Genomic DNA, 20,492 nt, shown 5'->3' on the forward strand with positions numbered 1-20,492 from the left:
GCAAGAGAGCGATATCCGGCGACGGCGAACTGCCATCCCGCATGTCGCGCACGGCCAATCGTGTCGGCATGGCCCCGCGCCTCCCACGCCTTTCGAATATCAAGGCCGGCCTTGGTAGACCTGCAAGACCGGGCGGTGGCAAGGCGACGCCGATCATTCCTCAACAGAATGTCGCAGGGCGCGCGCTGACGCTCGTGATCGCGATCATGACCTTTCTGTGCTGCCTGACCACCGGCGCGGTCAGCCTCGTTTCAGATGCCGCTACGCGGTGGCAGAGCCAGATCGCGCGCGAAGCAACTATACAAATTCGGCCGGGCGAATCATTCGACATGACTGAAGCATTGCAGCGCGCTTTGGCCATCGCCGAAGACTTTCCCGGCGTGATCGATACGAAAATCATCGATGACGAAGAGACGGGCCGCCTGCTGGAACCTTGGCTTGGCACCGGGCTCGATCTTTCCGAGCTGCCGGTGCCGCGTCTGATATTGCTGACGATCGATGAAACCGACCCGCCGGATTTTCCAGCTCTTCGCGCGGCGCTGACCGCCGAGGTGGAAAATCTGTCGCTCGACGACCATCGCAGCTGGGTGGATCGCCTCATCAAGATGGCCGGCACCACGATTATCATCGGGATAGCCGTTCTGACCATGATGATCGTCGCCACTATTCTCACGGTGGTCTTCGCGACGCGCGGCGCGATGGCTGGCAACGATCCCATTATTGAAGTGCTGCACTTTGTCGGCGCCGAAGCGCGCTTCATCGCACGCGAATTTCGGCGGCATTTCCTGCTTATCGGTCTCAGAGGAGCGATCAGCGGTGGCGGTGCGGCGCTCCTCATCTTTGCGCTTTTTCACGTCTGGTCGATCAACTCCATGGCGACTCCGCAAGGCGATCAGACAAGCGCTCTCTTCGGCGATTTCTCCATCGGCATGACCGGATGGCTCGGCGTTGCCGCGTTGATAATGGTGATCGCCGCATTGACAGCGATTACCTCTCACGTCACCGTCCTGAACTATCTCGGCGAGATGGATCGACGCGCATTGGAGCAATCATGATGCGTCGTTCGAAAGTGGCGCGGCCCTCATTGGGTTGGCGTGAAAGGGACGGAAATGAGCCGGGCCGAACATTCGGTGGACGACACCGCGGCGACACCCATGCGTCGTAGCGGAGGTGTCGGGCGCGTGCTGCGCGCCGTTGGTACATTGATGAACTGGCTGCTGCTGGCCGCACTTGGCGCAATTGTCGGCGGGTTCATTTTCTTCGTTTATTCCATCCATCAGACAAACGATCCCACATCGTTTCCTGACAACGCAGGCATCGTTGCCTTTACCGGCGCCTCCGGCCGCATAGAGAAGGGGTTGAAGCTGCTCGGCGAAGGCAAGGGCGAACGTCTCCTCATCTCCGGTGTGCATCCCGACAATGGATTGGCTGATCTCGCCGCACAACATCGCGGTTATCCGAAGCTCTTTGAATGCTGCATCGATCTCGATGCCGAGGCGCTGGACACCGCCGGCAATGCCCGCGAAACTCTGGCATGGGCGGACAAAAATGGGTTCGATGCTCTGATCATCGTGACCAGCGACTGGCATTTGCCGCGCTCTCTTCTGGAACTGCGTCAGGCAAACGGCGATCAGACGCTCATTGGCGCTCCAGTGCAGACGGACGTCATCAGCGAGGGCATATTGTTGTCCAATAGCGAGACCCTTCGCCTTCTTGCGCAGGAATATGCGAAATATCTCTTCGCAATGATTCGAAACGTCGTACCCGGCCCGGTGGGATCCTTCGCAGCGGCGCATGGCTGGCCTCTCTGAGCACGAAGCCGCTATTACCATCGGACGCTTTGCCGCGACCTCGTCCTCGTGTATGTGCCAGTCAACTTTACTGTTTCACGCTCGATGGACCGAAAATGCTTGCCATTCGATCGCTGATCTTCAACGCGGTCTTCTATCTGAACCTCGTGGTTCAGATGCTCGTCTTTGGAATTTTCACCTTTCTGGGACCCTTCTGGTATGTCTGGGGGGTGGGTCAGACATGGTCGCGGAGCAGTCTTTGGCTGGCTGAGAAGATCGTCGGCATCCGTCTTCATGTCGAAGGCGCAGACAATATGGTGGATACGAACTGCATCGTCGCCATCAAACATCAGAGCTTTCTGGACACCTTCGCTTTCGTGCCGAACATCAAGGCCGGCATGATCGTCCTTAAGCGTGAGCTGACCTGGATACCCCTGTTCGGCTGGTATCTCCTTCGCTTCCGCTTTATCGCCATCGATCGGGGCAAGGGCCGCGCCGTTATGGACCAGATCGTCGAGAAGGCCGCAAGCCGCATGGCGAACCAGGACCGCCAGCTCATCATCTACCCGGAAGGAACGCGGAAGGCGGTCGGCGCGCCGCCGGACTACAAATACGGCATCGTGGAACTCTATGCGCGGCTCAATGTGCCAGTCGTGCCGATTGCCCATCTTGCTGGTCTGTACTGGCCGCGCCGGCAGTTCCGCCGCTATCCGGGCATTATGAAAGCCCGCATTCTGGAGCCAATCCAGCCCGGACTGCCGCGCCCGGAGTTCCGCAAACTGCTATGCGAGAAAATCGAGACCGCCTGCGACGAGCTGCTCATGGAGGTTGCGCAGGAGCAGGACCCGCCGCCATTTCCGCCTACCGCAATTGCGCGGTTGGAGGAGTTGGGCGTCGATACGGCGAACTTACCGCGCCGAAACTGACGGCGCGTTGCTCTGCAGCCGGCGTGCGACCGCCTCCAGCCATCCATCCCTGATATTGAGTTCGCGGAGGTGGTCGACCGTGTTCAACACATAATCCTCATTCGGCCCGAATTTGCCGGTGGCGCCAGCCACACGATTGGCGGCATCCTGTACGCTTAATGCTCCGAGATATTGATCGTGATGGCGGTCGACCACATAGCATACGGCTGGCACGCGACGTCCATCGACAAGGCGCACAGACCGAAGACACTCCAGATAGACATTCGTCACAAGTTCACGAGCCCGTAGATCGGCCATAATCTTATCGTGTTTGTCTCCATCGACGCGAAAAGCGAGCCCGACGCACGATCCGCCCCGGTCGAGGCCAAGCACCAGTCCGGGCCGTTCCGGCGTACCGCGCATGATGTGCGACGAGATGCACAGAGAACGCCGATAGCCATGCAGGCGCGCACGTACTGTTTCCAGGGGTTCGAATTCGGGCCGCCACATCAAAGAGCCGTAGCCAAAAACCCAGAAATCGGTCATATCGCCTCCATGCGCTTCGCCATCTCCGTTTCCCTCGGTTCGACCTCATGACCAGACGTCTGGCCACCCATCCTGATGACCGGCAATCGCGCTTTCGTTTCGGCGCATTGGCTCTATGGGTGGCGACCGCGATACTGCTGATATTGATCGCCTGGACAGCGGGATGGTTCTATATGGCGAGCCGGCTGGAAGAGCAAACGCGTACGATTCTGACCCAGATCGAAGCCAGCGGCGCCGAAGCATCGTGTGGCGACCTGACGACCACCGGCTACCCTTTTCAGCTCGGCGTTGCCTGCGACACCGTCTCATTCGGAACGGCCGATGGCCAATACACCGCGACAGCGCCCGGCCTTGTTTCCACGGCTGAAATCCGCAAGCCGGAACGGATCGGCGGGCGGCTTGGCTCGCCCTTGACGCTAGAAGGACCGGACTTCCCACCTCTCACTCTGCGATGGGACGATCTCCGCTTTTCGACGGACTATGACGAACCGCTTCCGCAAAGGGCCGCCCTCAGGGTCGATGATGTCAAATTGTTCCAGGAAGAATCGCAAACGCCCTTCGCCGAAGCATCGCAACTCCACCTGACCTGGCGGCTCCATCAGAGTGATCTCGATCTAAATCTGCAACTGTCCGATTTTTTCGCCGCCGTACCTACGGCCGTTCGTCTACCGCCCCTGACATTGATCGCGAAAGCATCGGTCGCCGATGGTGCTCAAAAGCTCGCCGGGGGCGGCCTTCGAACGATGAGAGGCCTCTCCGGAACACTCAGCGAGCTGAGGCTGCACACAGCCGATGGCGATGCCGAAATTCAGATATCGGGCGATTACGTGGTCGGCGATGATGGCTTGATCGATGGCGATGTGCATGTCCGGATCGAGTCGCCCGAACGACTTGGCGATATTATCGCAGAACTTGCGCCGGACGAGGCCGACACCATCCGCTCGGCCTTCAAGACGCTCGCTGGCTTCACCGTCGATGGTAAAACCCCTTCTATCCCGGTTCGGATAAAGGACGGGGTCCCTTCGGTCCTGTTCATCAAGCTGCCGCGTATTCCACCGCTGCCCTGATTTGCGACCTTACTTCGCGGCCTCGCCGATCTCTCGGCCGCCTGCAGCCGAGCGGCCGAAATCGGCAACATCGACATCCTGTCCGGCCTCGATAATGCTCCGCCGAACGGATCGCGTACGCGTGAACAGATCGAACAGGGCCTCGCCATCGCCCCGACGCACGGCCTTTCGCAGCGCCGTCAGATCTTCCGAAAAACGGGACAGCATCTCCAATATCGCATCCCGATTATGGAGGCAGACATCACGCCACATCGTCGGATCGGACGCTGCGAGACGTGTAAAATCCCGAAAACCGGAAGCGGAATATTTGATCACTTCCCTCTCGGTGACATTTTCCAGTTCATCCGCCGTACCGACGATATTGTAGGCGATCAGGTGCGGAACGTGCGACACCAGCGCCAGCACTTGGTCGTGATGAACGGGGTCCATGAGTTCGGTCCGGCTGCCGCATGCCTCCCAAAAAGCGCTCAGGCGCTCGATTGCCGCAGGATCGACACCATCCTGCGGCGTCAAGATGCACCAGCGATCCTCGAACAGCGATGCGAAGCCGGCGGACGGGCCGCTCTTTTCTGTACCGGCCAGCGGGTGGCCGGCGATGAAATGAACATGGGCGGGCAATTCTGGCGCCATCTGAGCGATCACGGATCGCTTGGTCGAGCCGACATCGGTAACGATCGCGCCTTTCTTCAGTGCCGGAGCAATCTGCCGCGCCACCGCGCCGGACGCGCCGACAGGAACGGAAACGATAACGAGATCGGCATCCTTCACCGCCTCGGCGGCATCCTGCTCATAGCGGTCGCCGAGATTGAGCGCTGCCGCTTCGTCCAGCGTCTCCGCGCTACGGCTTGAAATGACGACCTCGCCAGCCAGCTTCTCGCGCGCGATCACACGTGCGAGCGAGGAGCCGATAAGCCCGATGCCGATCAGCGCAATTCGTCCGAACATTCGTTCGCTCATGCCGGCTCGCCCATGAAATCGGCAAGCGCCGCCAGCACACCGTCATTGGCTTCCGCCGTACCGATGCTCATGCGAAGAGCGTTGGGAAAGCCGTATCCGGCGACCTGCCGCAGCACGAAGCCCCGCTTGGTGAGATACTCATCTGCGGCGGTCGCGCTTTTCGTCTCTTCGCCTTCCGGAAAATGAACGAGCACGAAATTGCCGACCGAAGGTGTGACGCGCAGACCGAGGGCCGCCAGCCCGTCGCTGACCCTTTTGATCCATTCCGTATTGTGCGCGACTGCCCGCGCCAGATGCGATTTGTCGCCCATAGCAGCCACCCCGGCCGCAATGGCCGGGCCGGTGACGTTGAACGGACCGCGCACACGATTGACCGCATCGATAACGGCCTCAGGCCCATACATCCAGCCGAGCCGAAGCGAAGCCAGTCCGTAAATCTTCGAGAAAGTACGCGTCATGACGACATTACCGGCAGAACTGGCCAGTTCGATGCCCGACTCATAGTCGTCCTGACAGACATACTCTGCATAGGCGGCATCCAGGACGAGCAAGACATTTTTCGGCAAACCGTCGTGCAGCCGTTTGACTTCGCTTGCCGGAAGGTAGGTACCGGTCGGATTGTTCGGGTTCGCCAGGAAGACGATCCTCGTCCGCTCTGTCACGGCGGAGAGAATGGCGTCGACATTGGCGGTCTCGTCGGTCTCCGGCGCGACGACCGGGACGCCGCCCGCGGCCAGTATCGCGATGCGATAGACCAGAAAGCCATGTTCGCAATAGATGCCTTCGTCACCGGCATTCAGATAAGTGTAGGCCAGAAGCGACAGCAATTCGTCGGAACCCGCGCCGCAAATGATGCGGTCGGCGTCGAGATCGTGCGCCTTTGCAATCGCTTTGCGAAGATCGGATGACGAGCCGTCGGGATAAAGCTCCAACCTGCTGGCCATGTCGCTGAACGCTTCTACTGCCGCCGGCGAGGGGCCGAGCGGTGTCTCATTTGACGAAAGCTTATGGACCTTGGCCGCGCCTTCGGCTTTGCTCTTGCCGGGCACATAGGGGCTGATGGAACCGATGGACTGGCGGGCCAGTGGGGCGTCCGTTTTTGCGTACTCTGTCATGGCGGTTCTCGAACGGGAGTATGACGGTTCCGCTGATTATCCGGCCCGGCCGTCCGTGTCGAGGGTCCGCGATTGCCGGCTGAGCGCCCCTGCCGGCTGCAGCACAGGCTGGAAAACACGCCGGCTGGCTCGCTCCGTGACCGGCAGCCCCTGATACAGCCGTTTTTCAGCGACGATAATGCGCACACCGGCAAAGAGCGGCCAGAAACGCCGACCTAGCCTCTCCAGGGTGCCGGCGAAGCGCAGCGCCATACGCCGACGCACCGGCGGAAAATGCAGCGCTTCCATACGATGAGTCACGGTCAGATTGCTATCTTCCAGAAGCCGGGAAAGCTGCCCCTCGGAAAACGGGCGGCCGGTGCCGAAAGGCGTATGTTCGAATCGCGCCCAAAGTCCCCGGCGGCTTGGCACGACCGCCACCACCCGTCCGCCCGGAGACAGCACCCGCCATGCTTCTGTCAGCGTTTCACGCGGATTTTCAGAATGTTCCAGCGCGTGCACGTAAAGCAGACGGTCGACCGAACTGTCCGCCAGAGGCAGTTCCTCGTCGAAAACGAGCGCGGTCGCACTATGCTGTTCGTCGGGCCATGCGATGGCGCCCTGCCCCGCTGGCATAAAGCAGAGCGTACGCTCCGCATCGGGTGAAAATTTTTCCAGCCAGGGAATCGGATAACCGATCCCGATAAGGCGTTCCGATGCACTCGGCTCCCAGACGGACGTCAGCGCGCGCCCGATAGAAAGCACGGCGAGCGAGCCGAGCGGGCTGGCGTAGAAGTCACGAAGGGCGCGAATTTCACAGTGCATGAACACAAGATAAGGTCCGCGCTTCTCCTTGGAAACCTTGACCGCCTCGCCGACCGCCGCACCTTGGTAGCGATCGGTCGAATGATGGAGAATCGAGATGGCGCTGGAAATCGAGCAGTTTATGGCAAGGGGCGACAATTTCTGCGTTCTCGTCCACGATCCCGACAGCCACAGCACCGTCCTCATCGATGCTCCGAGGGAAGAGGAAATTCTAGCGGCCCTCGACCGCACCGGATGGAACCTGACCCATATTTTGATCACCCATCATCACGGCGATCATGTCGAGGCGCTAAAGCCCTTGAAGCATCGGTTTACACCGAAGGTTTTTGGCCCAAAGGGCGAAGCCGATAAGATCGACGGGCTTGATGAACTTGTTGGCGACGGCGACACGATCTCGATCTGCAATCAGACCGTCGAGGTCATCGAAACGCCAGGCCATACCGCTGGTCATGTCTGTTATTATTTCCCGAAGAGCGGATTGCTCTTCGCTGCCGACACGTTGTTCGCCATGGGTTGCGGGCGCCTGTTCGAGAAAGGCCCTGCGGAGATGCAGAAGAGTTTCGACAAGCTGGCCGCCCTGCCAGACGAAACGCAGGTTTATTGCGGCCATGAATACACACTTGCCAACGCGAAATTCGCTGTAACGGTCGATCCCGATAATGAGGCTTTGAGGGAGAGATTGACGGTGGTCGATGTCCAGAGACAGGCGGGTGAAATGACCCTGCCGACGACAATCGGATTGGAAAAGCAGACCAATCCCTATTTTCGCACGTCCGATGCCTCGCTGAAGGCGGCGCTTGGGATGGAGAATGCCAGCCCGACGGAGGTCTTTGCAGAAATCCGGGGACGAAAAGATCGGTTCTGACGGGGCATCGAAGCACTGGCTGGACGCCCACTGCGGATCGGATTATCGATAATCCGATGTCTACGGCAAAATCAGAACCTCTTGCTGCCCGGATCAGCCGCGAGCTATCCGACCGGATTGTGACCGGACGGATCGAGGCCGGCGCGAGACTGCGCCAGGATCACATCGCCGAGGAGTTCGGCACCAGCCACGTTCCCGTGCGCGAAGCTTTTCGCCGCCTCGAATCGCAGGGTCTCGTCAGAAGCGAACCCAGGCGGGGCGTCCGCGTTGCCGGCTTCACGCATGACGAGGTTCGGGAGGTCGCGGAAATGCGGGCTGCTCTCGAAGCGCTGGCCTTGCGCAACGCAGCACCGCACCTCACAAACGCCATTCTCGATGAGGCGGAAGAGGCAACACGTGCCGGTGACCGCGCCCGAGATGTCCAGAGCTGGGAAGAAGCCAACAGAACCTTCCATCGGCTGATCCTGGAACCGTGCGGCATGCCGCGCCTGCTGCGCGCCATAGACGATCTTCACACGGCCAGTTCCCGTTTTCTCTTCTCAGGCTGGCGAGCCGAATGGGAAACGCCCACGGACCGCGACCACCGATCCATTCTGACCGCGCTTCGTGCCGGTGACAGCGACAGAGCCGCGAGCCTTCTCGCGCATCATGTCGGTTGGATCGGGAAAAGTGCGTACCGCAACAAGCGCGGCTGACGACAGAGTTTCACCACAAAAACAGACGCTTGCTCTCCTGCTTTTTTCGAGACGTGGGGTGGACGCCCATTATTTCGACAGCGGCAGTTGCATATTTCCGCTCACTGAGGAATCTTTAGCGATAGAATCAATAAATTATCTATAATTAGGAGATGCTCTATGAACAACGTGTCTGCTCAGGCGGCGAAAGCAGTGTTCAGTCCGCTCGATCTTGAGAGCCGGCCATTGATGTGGCGTGTCGGCGCAGTGCTGCTCGGCAGCCTGCTGCTGATACTCTCGTCTTATATCGAGGTGCCGATGTATCCGGTCCCGGTGACGATGCAGACTTTCGCAGTAACATTGATCGGCGCGCTTTACGGTTGGCGCCTGGGTGGGCTGACTATCGTGGCATGGCTCGCCGAAGGCGCAGCCGGCCTACCGGTTTTCGCTGGTGGCGCAGGCGGGTTCGCCCACTTCTTCGGCCCGACTGGCGGTTATCTCTTTGCCTTTGTCGTTGTGGCAATGGTCGTCGGCTGGCTCGCGGAACGCGGCTGGAACGGCCATAATGTCGGCTTGGCCTTTGCTGCCATGCTTATTGGCAATGCGCTATGTCTTGTGCTCGGTGCCGCGTGGCTTGCCGTCATGATCGGGGTGGAAAAAGCCATCGTCGCCGGCGTGCTGCCGTTCATTCTGGGCGGCATTCTGAAGTCGGCTCTTGCCGCAGCCGTGCTGAAAGCAATGACGCGCAGGACCGAGCGCGCCGATACGTGACAGTTCGGCTTCGCCCGCATCATCTGCTGTGCATCCTCACATTCGCCGGCAGAGGTTACAGCCCTGCTTTCACGGAAAATCTGGCCATGATCGCGGGGCGTCTTTCTGCGGGCGAAGAGATTGAAATCGTGGAGGGGCCAGACGATATCTGCGCCCCTCTTCTGACCGATGACAACCCGCATTGCCATCTTGGCAGGGTGAGTGAACGTGACCGGGCCGCAGCCAACGATGTCGGGCGCTTTCTAAAAAGGCCGATCCGACCGGGAGATCGTTTCCTCCTATCCGATATGCGCATCCCGCATCTTCGCGCGGTTTTTGCCTCAGGCGATATCCGGTCGGGCTGCCAAGGATGCGAGTGGGAGGATTTTTGCACGAACATCGCCCATGAGAATTACCGCGAGGCGGCCATTTCCTGGGACAGGAAGTAAGGACTTACCGGTTAGGGCTGTCCGGGACGGCCGCTGACCGGCGGCCGCGGCCGATCAGACTCGACGCGGCAAGCGCGGCCCCTGCGGTGATGAGAAGGCAGGCCAGCGCGATACGCAACGTCAACGCAGCCTGACCGAATGCAATCAGCAGAAGCGTCGAAAGCAACGGAGCGGCATAAGCGGCGGCACCGAGCACCGATACGTCACCGCGCTTCATACCTTCATCCCAGAAGAAAAATGCAATGCCGACCGGTCCGAGACCGAGGCTGAAAACCGCAACCCATTGGATTGTGTTCTGAGGCAGAACCGTCGTCTCGAACATCAGATGGAATACAAAGCTCAATATGCTCGTGCCGAAGCAATACCATGTGACGGCGAGTGTCGGAACATGCGCGAAGCGGCGCGCGGCGAGTGAGTAAGTGGTCCAGAAGAGCGCCGCGCATAGCGCTAAAGCGTAGCCCGGAAGATAGGCAGTATCGAACGCCAGTCCGTCATCCTGAATGACGATCAGGCCGGTTCCGATCAGCCCCAGCACGGCTCCGCCCCAAGCCCGCCAGCCGGGCGCACGGCCTGCGACGAACCCGGAGCAAAGGACGATAAGCAACGGCCACAGATAGTTGAGAAGATTGGCCTCGACCGGTGGCGCCAGTCGCAGGCTGGCGAAATAGAGCGCGTGAAAGCCAAATAACCCTGCCGTGCCGAAGACCAGCACGTAGGGCGGCAGCCGCAGGGTCTGGATCAGGGTTCTGCGTCTTTCCGCTGTCGATAAGCCATAAAGAAGGCCGACCAGCGTTGCGATCGCAAACGAAAGCCCGTTCAGCAGCAGCGGCGGCACCTCGCCCGAAAGCGTGGTGAACAGGGCGAGCGACGCCCAGAGGAGAACTGCGACAAAGCCGATGAGCGTCGAACGGATCATGGCCGGGCTTAGACCAGCCCAACTCTCTCGGCAATAAAGCTCGTATCAGGGCTTTCCGTATAGGCGAGATGCCTTGATACGTAGCGTTGCATCCTTGTGAGGAATGACCGCCGATGCCGGCACCCAATAGTGCCCTACCGGATTGGCCCACACGATCTGGATGGTCTGTTTGGCCAGATGCCGGCGAGAAGAGCTTTTGGTGCTGTATCCGGCAACGGGAGTGAAGCGCGCCTGGCACTGAACGCCCTTTTTCGGCGCACCTTTGATCGAGAGGTTGACGGTCTTGGGGGCGCTCATGGCAAGGGTCATGCGCATCTCGCCATCGAAAAGATCGAGGGTACGCCCACAGACCCCGCCAGCCGTGTCCGATTCGATCACCATCCCGGTGAACAAATCGACGAAGCCGTTGCGCGCCGGTCCGTCGAGCGGAATCCACGCGCTACCGCCCTTGCGTCGGTTGTCAGGTTTGGTTTGCAGCATGGTCAGCGTCTGGCCCGACCATTGCGCCTGGCCTTGCCAGGGGTCCTTGCCTTTGTAGTTCATGGCGAAATTCTGCGGCTGCCAGCCCTGATCTGTCGTCGCGCCATCCACCGAAAGGTCGCCTTTGATGTTACCGAACACACGCCCGATCCCAGCAGAACGAAGCTTGCCGTCGATCTTGTAGCGGTTGCCTTTGCTCGCCCAGTCGATATCGATTTTCATGGCCGGCAGGCCGAATACGGAAAAGACGTAATCGGCGCCGAGACTGACGGCAGACGACGGTTGCACCGCCAACATCGTTGCGATAGCCGATATGACGCCGACGCGCCAAATTTTCCGGATGCTCATGCTTTGTCTCGATCCTTCTGTGCGGATCGTCCCTTGACCACTTTATCAACGTCCTAATTGAGGCGCCATCGCGACCGGACTAGCGCCTTTCTAGCCGCAATCGCGACTTGACGGCACAGTCACTTGCCACTATGGAACACCGACTTTTCCGGCCGACCCGCCGAACCGAGCCGCGCGTGCGCGGCTTTTTCGCGTGTCGCCTCAGCAGCCGGCCTGAGACATCAGCCGCTCGGCCACGGACCAAATGAAGGATCGATCACGATGTCCCGCATCTGCGAACTGACCAGCAAGGGCGTGATGGTAGGCAACAACGTCTCGCACGCCAACAATAAGACCAAGCGCCGTTTTCTGCCGAACCTCGTCAACGTCTCGTTGATTTCCGATGCGACGGGCCAGAGCTATCGCCTGCGTGTTTCGGCAGCGGCACTGCGCACGGTGGAGCATCGGGGCGGCCTCGACAACTTCCTGATGAAGTCGAAGAACGAAACGCTGTCCCAGCGCGCCCGACTCATCAAGCGACAGGTTCAGAAGGCGCTTGAAAAGGAAAACCTTCCGGCGGCCTGATCGCCAAGGTTTTCAGAACTTTTCAAAAGCGGGCCGGCGACGGCCCGTTTTTTTGTTTGGGAAACGCCGATGGCAGCCGACCGACTGAAAATTTTGGCAATTTCAGGCAGCGCGCGTCAGGCGTCGACAAATGCCGCTATGCTGCATGTCTTTCAGCAAATGGCACCATCCGGGATCGTGATGGACCTGCTGCCGCCGGTCAATCTACTGCCGGTTTTCTCGCCCGATACGGAGGGCGAAAACACGCCTCCTGAAATCGAAGCGCTACTGGCCGCCATCGATGAATCGGACGGGCTGATTTTCGCCAGCCCGGAATATGTCCGCGCCATTCCCGGCGGCTTGAAGAATCTGATCGACTGGCTGGTGTCGCGCGACGCTATCATCGATAAGCCGATTGCAATCGCCCATGCTTCTCATCGCGGCGACGACATGCTGGATTCGCTGCGAACCGTTCTGGCGACCGTTTCGGCGTCCTTCTCCAGTGAGATTTTCGTCCGATTCGCGTTGATGGCGAAAACGCCAGATGAGATATCGCAAATCCTTCGACAGCCTGAGAACAGCGCGAAGATTGAGGCGTTTCTATCCGCTTTCAAAGCTCATTGCGTTTCGATTTCGAACTCCAGATAGAGCGTCCGCTGTAGCAGCGAACGGTTGTCGTCCGAGATCAGGCCGACACGCACCGCACCATCGCTCGTGCGGAAGGCGTCGATCCCTTCCATATTGTCGATCTGATATCGCATATCAGTCGTCAGAACGACATCGCCATCGACCACCGCACCGGGCCGGATTGCATCGAGATCGATCATGCGTAATTGCATGCCGACGCCGCGCGCCATGGAAAAAGAGCGCTCCAGCAGCAGCAGTCGCCCGTCGGGCAATATGGCGGCGTCGGTCGGCGAGAAGCGTCCACTCTTGCGCACGGAAAATTCGCCGCGACGCGGGCCTTCCAGAACGGCCGCCAGAATATTTCCGTTTCGGTCGATACTGGTTTCGGCAATGGCAATTCTCGCGCCCTTGAAAACACTGTCGTCCGGTGTTCGGACCAATGCCTCCAACCCGCCGTTCCTACGCAATTCGCGCTCGGGAATAATGATCGGAACGCGGGTCGACAGCGGAGTCGCGCTATCGCCTTCAAGCTGAAACTCAACGATGCGGTCCACACGCTCGAAGGCGACAGACGCCGTGTCACCGCTGAGCGACAGGCCCTCGGCGTCAGAGAGATATTTTGCCCGCTGGGCCTTGCCGGTCTCGTCTGTCATTTCGGAAAGACTGGCATCGGCGATGCTGGCAGGTCGGCCATCTGCATCCCGTTTAATGCGTGCGAAGAAAAAGAAACCGGTGTCGGAGACAGCGACAAAACGTCCTCCGTCGCCGTCGCGATAGCGAAACGCTGAAAAAGCTCCGAGATGCCGATGACCTCCGATCAAATTCAGGCCGCCGACGAATTTCAACGGCCCGAAATTGGTCTCGTCAGAGCCAATGCGGAATCGCTCGATGGTCTCCGTGCGAACCGTAAAACGCTCCGCCTTAGCTGGAATTGACGCGCAGACAACCGCAATCAAAGCAGCGCTCATCAGCGCGCCAGCCTGGCGGAACAGTATAATCAACGCCGTGCGGCCACGCGGCGGGTTGCCCTGGAGGACGTCTCATCCTCGAACAGACCGGCAAGCTGCTCCGTCATCGCGCCGGCGAGTTCCTCCACATCCACAATCGTTACCGCACGGCGATAATAGCGCGTAACGTCGTGACCAATGCCGATTGCCAGCATCTCGACCGGCGAGCGCATCTCGATCCGTTCGATCACCGCGCGCAAGTGGCGCTCCAGATAGTTGCCCGCATTGACGGACAGCGTGGAATCGTCGACCGGCGCGCCGTCGGAAATCATCATCAGGATCTTTCGCTGCTCGTGCCGTTGCATCAGCCGCTGATGCGCCCAGATCAGCGCTTCGCCGTCGATATTTTCCTTCAACAGGCCCTCGCGCATCATCAGTCCGAGATTGGGTTTGGCCCGTCGCCACGGCATGTCGGCGCTCTTGTAGATGATGTGGCGAAGATCGTTTAGCCTGCCGGGTCCGGCTTCCTTGCCGGCTTTCAGCCACTCCTCGCGGCTGCTGCCGCCCTTCCAGGCGCGGGTGGTGAAACCGAGCACCTCCACCGACACGCCGCAGCGCTCCAGCGTTCGCGCCAGAATGTCGGCGCAGGTCGCCGCGACGGTGATCGGACGACCGCGCATGGAGCCGGAATTATCGATCAGCAACGTCACGACCGTATCGCGGAAATTGGTATCCTGTTCCTGCTTGAAGGAGAGCGGCTGCATCGGATCGATGATGATCCGCGACAGGCGCGCCGGGTCCAGATAGCCTTCTTCCAGATCGAAATCCCATGACCGGTTCTGCTGCGCCATCAAGCGGCGCTGGAGGCGGTTGGCGAGACGGCTGACGACCCGCTGCATATTGCCGATCTGCTTGTCGAGAAAGGCGCGCAACCGCTCCAGCTCCTCATGGTCGCAGAGTTCGTCAGCGCCGACCTCTTCGTCGAAGGCGGTCGTGTAGGCCTTGTAGTCCAATTCGGTCGGGATGTCGGAGAAAACATCCTCCTGGCGGCGCGTTTCGCCGGGCGTCTCGGCTTCGTCCTCACCGTCTTCGTCCTCGTCGAACTCGGCGTCGGAAGCGTCCGCCATTTCGGTCTGATCGCTGTCCTGAGGGTCCCCTTCCTGCTCGGAGGCGTCGGCGGATGCATCTTCCTCGCCCTCGGACTGTTCTCCGCCCTCGTCTTCGCTTTCCTGCGGCTCGGGCTCTGTTTCCTCGTCTTCCGACTGGTCCTGCTCGTCCTCCATCTCGTCGGACAGTTCTTCCGCCATCTCCAACGAAACGAGCAATTCGCGGATCGAGCGGGCAAAATCGTCCTGGTTTTCGATGGCGTCGAGCAAATTGTCGAGCCGATCACCGGCCTTTTCCTCGACCCATTCGCGCCAGAACGCCACGGCATTGCGTGCCATGCCGGGCATAGGCCGGCCCGTCAGCTTTTCCCGCACCATAAGCGATACGGCCTCTTCCACCGGCACATCGTCGCGACCGGAGGCGGCTGACAAGTTCGCTTTCTGGCAACGGTCTTCCACCATCGCGCCGATGTTGTCGGCGACGCCTGGCATTCGGTTGGCGCCGATGGAATCACATCGCGCAACCTCCAGCGCGTCATAAACCGCGCGCGCCTGCCGCCCCTCCGGCGCAAGGCGCACATGAAGTCGCTCGTCGTGGCAGGCGCGGCGCAGCGCCATGGAATCGCCGATCCCGCGCGTGATCGAAAGATCGACGGCGCTCGGTTTCTTCGGCAATTCGGGAAGACGCGCCCGATTGCCCACAAGCGCCGGCTTGTCGCGTGAGAAGGACACTTCCAGATCGTGATCGCCGCTCAACGCGCGCACCGTCGCCGAGACGGAGCGCCTGAACCCGTCCTGCGCTTCGCTGATCGCCTTGGCCGCCTTGCGGGAATTATGACCGGAACTGCTCATGAGCCAGATAGAGCACGCCCATCCGTCGCCGCAAGGGGCTTGTCAGATCGTTTTGCATCGGATCGGCTCTCATTGTCGGGTTCGGCAATTCCGTCATAGCGGGAGCGGGCCGCTTTGATCGCATCGGCATTGTCTATCGTCCAGCCAACAAGGGCGCAGACAGGCGCCTGAAGACTGTGGCCAAGCTCCGTCAGGGTATATTCCACCTGCGGCGGCGTGGTCGGATAGACGGTTCTTCCGATGAAACCGTCTCTCTCCAGACGACGCAGTGTCACCGTCAGCATTTTCTGACTGATCCCGCCGATACGCCTTCGCAACTCATTGAAACGCAGCGGCCCTTCTCTCAGCGCACGCACGGTCTGAATTGTCCAGCTATCTCCGACCCTTGAGAGCATTTCGGAGATATGCGCCCCTATGTCGTTTTCACCAGTTCCGGCATCGGATGTGCGGCACATGAGTCACCTCGGGGTGAGAAGGTTTCGGAAAAGTGCCTTCTTGCGAAGGCGATGCTGCGGAGAGATGTATCCCATCGAACCATGCGACACCAGATTACCAAAGGATACTTAGCGATGACCATCAACTCCAAGCCGCGCATTGCGATCATTATCGGATCGACACGCAAATCCCGTTTTGCCGAAAAGCCGGCCGCCTGGATGCTCGAGAAAGCCAAAGCGCACGGCGCGTTCGACGTCGAACTCGTTGATCTTGCCGATTTCGACTTGCCGTTCTTCGACGAACCGGCCTCCAATCGCTGGATGCCCAGTTCCGATCCGAAAGCCGTCGCCTGGCAGGAAAAGATCGGTACGTTCGACGGCTACATTTTTGTCGTCGCCGAATATAACCACTCGATCACAGGAGCACTGAAGAACGCACTCGATCAGGCCTGGGTCGAGTGGAACAGAAAACCCATGGCGTATATCGCCTATGGCGGTGCCGGAGGCGCACGGGCCGTAGAGCATCTTCGTGCCATAGGTGTCGAACTCGAAATGGTGCCGACGCGCAACGCCGTGCATATTGCCGCCGGCAGCTTCATGGCCGTTCACCCAATGGGTCAGGACGGACCTATGGAAGGCATTGAAGAAGCCATCGCACCCGCTGCAAGCGCCATGCTAGACGAGCTGGAATGGTGGGCGAAGGCCACCATGACCGCCCGACAGGAGCAGAAGGCGGCGGCTTGAGTCCCTAGGAGGCTTTGCGCCAACTCGGGCGCAAAGCCTTGATTGATTATATTGAACGCGAAACCAAATTCTCAGAGAGAAATACTTCTATATCGACTCGTGATCGCTCTTCAGTAGATAAATTCTCTAACAACTGTGATTTAAATATACTTTCATCAACGGAAATTTTATCAAAAACTAACACATAAAGAATTTTGTAATTTTTCCAGTGAAGTGACTGAAGTTTGTAAATCAAATTTACAATGTAATTATTGAATACAGTGATAATGTATAGCCGCCTACCTTTTAGTTCTCTGTAATAGGAAACTTCGACCAACAAAGGGTTGCCATTGACGAGCAATATGCCATCGACCGGCAGTCCGCCAGCTCGCACTTGCCTGGTTGCCACTGCAGAGTATTTTCCTTGAAGAGTAAGAAAAACGCTCTCTTCGATTAAAGCTGAATATGAATTCTCATAAGAAACATCACTGGGTTCGACCTCATCCGATGCGTCGCCCTCATTGCCTTCTTGATGTATCTCGTCTGGAACAATGTCAGGAGCCTCCTCCACCCGATCGGCGGGCTCTAGCCCAGGCAACTCAAATGGTCCCAATTTGACGCCAGACCCTTGGTCAAGACGTTTGGCCACAGAGTCTCCTAACACCGCCAATTGTCTGGAAAAGCGCCATAAGCAATAAATAACGATTGCTGGCCAGAACAGGGATGAGATGAACTCGAGCCAGTTCACGCTAAGACCCTACCCCAGTACCACGTGAGCCGCACTCTCCGGCAGTTCCTCGCCAAAGGCCCGCTGGTAGAACTCGGACACGATTGTCCGCTCCATCTCGTCGCATTTGTTAAGGAAGGTCAGCCGAAAGCTCATGCCGATATCCTTGAAGATGTCCGCATTCTCCGCCCAGGTGAGAACGGTTCTCGGGCTCATCACGGTGGACAGATCGCCATTCATGAAAGCGGCGCGCGTCATGTCGGCGACCCGCACCATCTTGTTGACGGTGTCGCGGCCCTGTTCGTTCTGATAGTGCCGCGCCTTGGCCTGAACGATGGCCACTTCCTTGTCATGCGGCAGATAGTTCAGTGTGGTGACAATCGACCACCGGTCCATCTGCGCCTGGTTGATCTGCTGCGTGCCATGATAGAGGCCGGTCGTGTCGCCCAGGCCGACCGTGTTGGCGGTGGCGAAAAGGCGGAAGGCCGGGTGTGGACGAATCACGCGGCTCTGGTCGAGCAGCGTCAGACGGCCGGAGCTTTCCAGAACGCGCTGGATCACGAACATTACGTCCGGGCGGCCGGCATCATATTCGTCGAAGACCAGCGCGACATTGTTCTGATAGGCCCAAGGCAGAATACCGTCACGGAATTCCGTGACCTGCTGGCCTTCCTGCAGAACGATGGCGTCCTTGCCGACCAGATCGATCCGGCTGACGTGGCTGTCGAGATTGACGCGCACTGCCGGCCAGTTCAGGCGTGCGGCGACCTGCTCGATATGAGTGGATTTACCGGTGCCATGAAAGCCGGAAACCAGCACGCGGCGATTATAGGCGAAGCCGGCCAGGATCGCGAGCGTCGTCTGGCGGTCGAAGAGATAGTCGGCATCTAGTTCCGGCACATGTGGGTCGGCTTCCGAATAGGCAGGCACGACCATATCGGAATCGATGCCGAATGTGTCGCGAACCGAAACGGACGTATCGGGCAGGCTGGGCGTCTCGGAAGTCTGGGTATCCATCAGGTCTCGTCACGGCGGTTTCGCGGCGGCATCTGGGCCGTGCCGCCCGCCTTGTCCTTCTTGCGTGTCTTGAACGGTCGTCCGGGGCTAATGTCCCCTAGCAGAAACCGGAACGTTTGAGCAATCGATAGGCGTCGAGCACCTCGCGAAACCGTTCCTCGCTGCCGCGATCACCGTGATTGGCGTCGGGATGATACTGCTTGATCAAAAGCTTGTAGCGTTCCCGGATAAGTTCGGCTTCCGGCCGCCCCTCAAGACCGAGCGTGCGGATTGCCTTTTTCTCCAGCGGCTTCAGCAGCCGCTCATGAGCCACACTCTCGCCATTTCGTCCGGGCTGTCGTCGCCCTGTAGCGCTGTAATAGCCGGCCCGCCCGCTTCGCATCGAGCTGATTTCCGGCGCGGCGGACGTTTCGCCGCCGAGCGAACCGATCTTCCATGTCGGACGATGCCCGGTCGCCGCTTCCTTCTGGTATCGGGCGATCTCGCTATCGGAGAGACCAGAAAAGTAATTATAGCCCTTATTGTAGCGCCGCACATGATCGACGCAGAAGCGAAAATACTCCCCCTCAGCGCTGCGGCCAACCGGAGCCCGGTGTTCGCCGGGCTTGTCGCAGCCATCCCACTGGCAGACCGATTCGCTGGCCGCCTCGGCGCGCTTTTTGTGCTGCGGTTTGACGCGAATGGAATCGAAAAGGTTTGAACGCGGTTTCATGCGCCAAAGATTGGGGTGCTTCGCGTCTCAGAACAAGAATTGACAAGCGCATATTATTCGGCCGAAAGGTGCGAACCATATGCCCTGTCCTCAAAGCGAGAACAAATCATGTCCGGCACCGGCCCAATCGAAACCGCGATCCAGGATAAATTGACGGCGCGGTTCGCCCCGGAGCGTCTCCAGATTGTCAATGAGAGCCACTTGCATGCCGGCCACCACAATCGCGACTCAGGTGAAGGCGGCAGCTTCGATGGCGTCGGGGAAACGCATTTCCGGGTCCGGATCGTGTCGGCGGCGTTCGGTGGAATGAGCCGCCTCGAGCGCCATCGCGCGATTAACGAAACGCTGGCGGAAGAATTGGCGCCCAACAAGGTCCATGCTTTGGCCATCGAACCGGCTGCGCCGGGCGAGACGACCCGATGGTGACTGGCGGCTCGTGACGGAAGAAGGACAGACCGGACAAGCCGCTACCGTCGGCCTTCTGCTGATTTTCATCATCAGCAGCCTTGCCGGCATGATCGATGCGATCGGCCTCATACTGTCGCAGAACTTCGTGTCCTTCATGACTGGCAACACCACCCGGCTCGCCACCAGTTTTGGCGAGGGCGATTATGGCCGCATCGCGGTTCTGGCGACCTATCTCGTCACATTCGTTATGGGCAACGCAGCCGGCATCGTGATTGTCGAAACGACCAAACGGCAATGGCCGTGTCTGTTGACGGTCGCAGCACTTCTCTCCCTATCCGCCATTCTTGGTCCGGCCGTTTGGGCGCTATTGCCAACCGTTTTTGCCATGGGTGCCATAAACGCCACCATGGAACAGGCGGCCGGCTATAGGCTGAGCCTGACCTATGTCACCGGCGCGCTGTCGCGACTTGGCAAGGGTATCGGCTTTTTTCTCATGGGTCAGAGCCGGCGGGGAATATGGAAAGAAACGGTCCCATGGTTCGGCATGGTGTCGGGAGCCGGTGTCGGAACGCTCCTCACGGTCTGGCTGGATAGCAAGGCATTGTGGCCGCCGGTGCTATATTGCTGTCTTATCGCCGCAGCCACTGCGGCGCTTCCGTCGCGTTGGACGATGAGTTTTCTCAACCGGTCATAATACACGGACCTGCAAAGCAGGTCGTCGGACGTGTTC

Annotated in this window: 25 protein-coding genes; 13 read left to right on the forward strand and 12 right to left on the reverse strand. The window is 59.3% G+C overall.

What is annotated here, in order from left to right:
- Positions 1-68 precede the first annotated feature (68 nt).
- The 3 genes from NIM86_RS11215 to NIM86_RS11225 all read left to right on the forward strand — a co-directional run bounded on the left by NIM86_RS11215 (position 69) and on the right by NIM86_RS11225 (position 2,716).
- Positions 69-1,055 carry a cell division protein FtsX gene (locus NIM86_RS11215; protein WP_371872890.1) on the forward strand — a complete coding sequence of 329 codons (987 nt, stop codon included), beginning with the start codon at positions 69-71 and terminating at the stop codon, positions 1,053-1,055.
- Between the two features lie 54 nt (positions 1,056-1,109).
- A complete protein-coding gene (locus NIM86_RS11220) occupies positions 1,110-1,811 on the forward strand; it encodes a YdcF family protein (RefSeq protein WP_253382149.1) in 702 nt (233 codons plus the stop codon).
- 95 nt (positions 1,812-1,906) lie between these two features.
- Positions 1,907-2,716: a 1-acyl-sn-glycerol-3-phosphate acyltransferase gene (locus tag NIM86_RS11225; RefSeq protein WP_253382151.1), complete on the forward strand. Its 810-nt coding sequence runs from the start codon at positions 1,907-1,909 to the stop codon at positions 2,714-2,716.
- Here the strand turns inward: NIM86_RS11225 and NIM86_RS11230 are convergent.
- A complete protein-coding gene (locus tag NIM86_RS11230; RefSeq protein ID WP_253382153.1) occupies positions 2,699-3,241 on the reverse strand; it encodes a gamma-glutamylcyclotransferase in 543 nt (180 codons plus the stop codon). The two genes, NIM86_RS11225 and NIM86_RS11230, sit on opposite strands and share 18 nt — an antisense overlap.
- Positions 3,242-3,288: 47 nt before the next feature.
- On the opposite strand from NIM86_RS11230, the gene NIM86_RS11235 reads away from it, so the two are divergent.
- On the forward strand, positions 3,289-4,308 hold the full coding sequence (locus tag NIM86_RS11235; RefSeq protein WP_253382155.1) for a DUF2125 domain-containing protein: 1,020 nt from the start codon (positions 3,289-3,291) through the stop codon (positions 4,306-4,308).
- Between the two features lie 9 nt (positions 4,309-4,317).
- Here the strand turns inward: NIM86_RS11235 and NIM86_RS11240 are convergent, their stop codons facing one another.
- The 3 genes from NIM86_RS11240 to NIM86_RS11250 are packed head-to-tail and all read right to left on the reverse strand — an operon-like array spanning position 4,318 to position 7,184.
- A complete protein-coding gene (locus NIM86_RS11240; RefSeq protein WP_253382157.1) occupies positions 4,318-5,265 on the reverse strand; it encodes a prephenate/arogenate dehydrogenase family protein in 948 nt (315 codons plus the stop codon).
- Positions 5,262-6,380, reverse strand: coding sequence for a histidinol-phosphate transaminase (gene hisC, locus NIM86_RS11245; protein WP_253382159.1), 1,119 nt, complete (start codon positions 6,378-6,380; stop codon positions 5,262-5,264). Before hisC ends, NIM86_RS11240 begins: the two co-directional genes overlap by 4 nt.
- A 36-nt stretch (positions 6,381-6,416) precedes the next feature.
- Positions 6,417-7,184, reverse strand: a complete 768-nt coding sequence (locus NIM86_RS11250) for a class I SAM-dependent methyltransferase (protein ID WP_253382623.1) — start codon at positions 7,182-7,184, stop codon at positions 6,417-6,419.
- Between the two features lie 97 nt (positions 7,185-7,281).
- On the opposite strand from NIM86_RS11250, the gene gloB reads away from it, so the two are divergent.
- The 4 genes from gloB (at position 7,282) to NIM86_RS11270 (ending at position 9,922) form a co-directional block, all read left to right on the forward strand.
- Entirely contained in the window at positions 7,282-8,049 is a 768-nt protein-coding gene (gloB, locus tag NIM86_RS11255; protein WP_253382161.1) for a hydroxyacylglutathione hydrolase, read from the forward strand.
- Positions 8,050-8,105: 56 nt separating this feature from the next.
- Complete coding sequence (locus NIM86_RS11260) at positions 8,106-8,744, forward strand: GntR family transcriptional regulator (RefSeq protein WP_253382163.1); 639 nt, start codon at positions 8,106-8,108, stop codon at positions 8,742-8,744.
- A gap of 159 nt (positions 8,745-8,903) precedes the next feature.
- Entirely contained in the window at positions 8,904-9,494 is a 591-nt protein-coding gene (locus tag NIM86_RS11265) for a biotin transporter BioY (RefSeq protein WP_253382165.1), read from the forward strand.
- A complete protein-coding gene (locus NIM86_RS11270) occupies positions 9,491-9,922 on the forward strand; it encodes a DUF1284 domain-containing protein (RefSeq protein ID WP_253382167.1) in 432 nt (143 codons plus the stop codon). The genes NIM86_RS11265 and NIM86_RS11270 overlap by 4 nt, the downstream gene beginning before the upstream one ends.
- A 4-nt stretch (positions 9,923-9,926) precedes the next feature.
- Here NIM86_RS11270 and NIM86_RS11275 read toward each other — a convergent pair whose 3' ends face one another.
- Positions 9,927-10,838 carry a DMT family transporter gene (locus NIM86_RS11275; protein ID WP_253382169.1) on the reverse strand — a complete coding sequence of 304 codons (912 nt, stop codon included), beginning with the start codon at positions 10,836-10,838 and terminating at the stop codon, positions 9,927-9,929.
- A 45-nt stretch (positions 10,839-10,883) separates the two neighbouring features.
- Complete coding sequence (locus tag NIM86_RS11280; RefSeq protein WP_253382171.1) at positions 10,884-11,666, reverse strand: DUF3108 domain-containing protein; 783 nt, start codon at positions 11,664-11,666, stop codon at positions 10,884-10,886.
- 261 nt (positions 11,667-11,927) lie between these two features.
- On the opposite strand from NIM86_RS11280, the gene rpmB reads away from it, so the two are divergent.
- Both rpmB and NIM86_RS11290 read left to right on the forward strand, forming a co-directional pair.
- Positions 11,928-12,230: a 50S ribosomal protein L28 gene (gene rpmB, locus NIM86_RS11285; protein WP_253382174.1), complete on the forward strand. Its 303-nt coding sequence runs from the start codon at positions 11,928-11,930 to the stop codon at positions 12,228-12,230.
- Positions 12,231-12,314: 84 nt separating this feature from the next.
- The gene (locus NIM86_RS11290) at positions 12,315-12,857 is read left to right on the forward strand and encodes an NADPH-dependent FMN reductase (protein ID WP_253382625.1); all 543 of its coding nucleotides are present in this window, start codon (positions 12,315-12,317) and stop codon (positions 12,855-12,857) included.
- Here the strand turns inward: NIM86_RS11290 and NIM86_RS11295 are convergent.
- The 3 genes from NIM86_RS11295 to NIM86_RS11305 are packed head-to-tail and all read right to left on the reverse strand — an operon-like array spanning position 12,827 to position 16,196.
- Positions 12,827-13,837 (reverse strand): esterase-like activity of phytase family protein, encoded by a 1,011-nt coding sequence (locus tag NIM86_RS11295; RefSeq protein WP_253382175.1) that lies wholly within the window; start codon positions 13,835-13,837, stop codon positions 12,827-12,829. The genes NIM86_RS11290 and NIM86_RS11295 overlap by 31 nt on opposite strands.
- The gene (gene cobT, locus NIM86_RS11300; protein ID WP_253382177.1) at positions 13,834-15,741 is read right to left on the reverse strand and encodes a cobaltochelatase subunit CobT; all 1,908 of its coding nucleotides are present in this window, start codon (positions 15,739-15,741) and stop codon (positions 13,834-13,836) included. The genes NIM86_RS11295 and cobT overlap by 4 nt, the downstream gene beginning before the upstream one ends.
- Positions 15,738-16,196: a helix-turn-helix domain-containing protein gene (locus tag NIM86_RS11305; protein WP_253382179.1), complete on the reverse strand. Its 459-nt coding sequence runs from the start codon at positions 16,194-16,196 to the stop codon at positions 15,738-15,740. The genes cobT and NIM86_RS11305 overlap by 4 nt, the downstream gene beginning before the upstream one ends.
- A 120-nt stretch (positions 16,197-16,316) precedes the next feature.
- Between NIM86_RS11305 and NIM86_RS11310 the strand changes: the two genes are divergently transcribed.
- Positions 16,317-16,919, forward strand: coding sequence for an NAD(P)H-dependent oxidoreductase (locus NIM86_RS11310; RefSeq protein ID WP_253382627.1), 603 nt, complete (start codon positions 16,317-16,319; stop codon positions 16,917-16,919).
- Between the two features lie 46 nt (positions 16,920-16,965).
- On the opposite strand, the gene NIM86_RS11315 is transcribed toward NIM86_RS11310, so the two are convergent.
- The 3 genes from NIM86_RS11315 to NIM86_RS11325 all read right to left on the reverse strand — a co-directional run bounded on the left by NIM86_RS11315 (position 16,966) and on the right by NIM86_RS11325 (position 19,354).
- Complete coding sequence (locus tag NIM86_RS11315) at positions 16,966-17,646, reverse strand: hypothetical protein (protein ID WP_253382181.1); 681 nt, start codon at positions 17,644-17,646, stop codon at positions 16,966-16,968.
- Positions 17,647-17,655: 9 nt separating this feature from the next.
- On the reverse strand, positions 17,656-18,642 hold the full coding sequence (gene cobS, locus NIM86_RS11320) for a cobaltochelatase subunit CobS (RefSeq protein WP_253382183.1): 987 nt from the start codon (positions 18,640-18,642) through the stop codon (positions 17,656-17,658).
- A gap of 97 nt (positions 18,643-18,739) precedes the next feature.
- Positions 18,740-19,354: a J domain-containing protein gene (locus NIM86_RS11325; protein ID WP_253382185.1), complete on the reverse strand. Its 615-nt coding sequence runs from the start codon at positions 19,352-19,354 to the stop codon at positions 18,740-18,742.
- 108 nt (positions 19,355-19,462) lie between these two features.
- On the opposite strand from NIM86_RS11325, the gene NIM86_RS11330 reads away from it, so the two are divergent.
- Entirely contained in the window at positions 19,463-19,780 is a 318-nt protein-coding gene (locus NIM86_RS11330) for a BolA family transcriptional regulator (protein ID WP_253382187.1), read from the forward strand.
- On the forward strand, positions 19,731-20,456 hold the full coding sequence (locus NIM86_RS11335; protein WP_253382189.1) for a YoaK family protein: 726 nt from the start codon (positions 19,731-19,733) through the stop codon (positions 20,454-20,456). The genes NIM86_RS11330 and NIM86_RS11335 overlap by 50 nt, the downstream gene beginning before the upstream one ends.
- Positions 20,457-20,492: the final 36 nt, after the last annotated feature.

This window comes from Notoacmeibacter sp. MSK16QG-6, from assembly GCF_024158145.1.
Taxonomy (GTDB): domain Bacteria; phylum Pseudomonadota; class Alphaproteobacteria; order Rhizobiales; family Rhizobiaceae; genus Notoacmeibacter.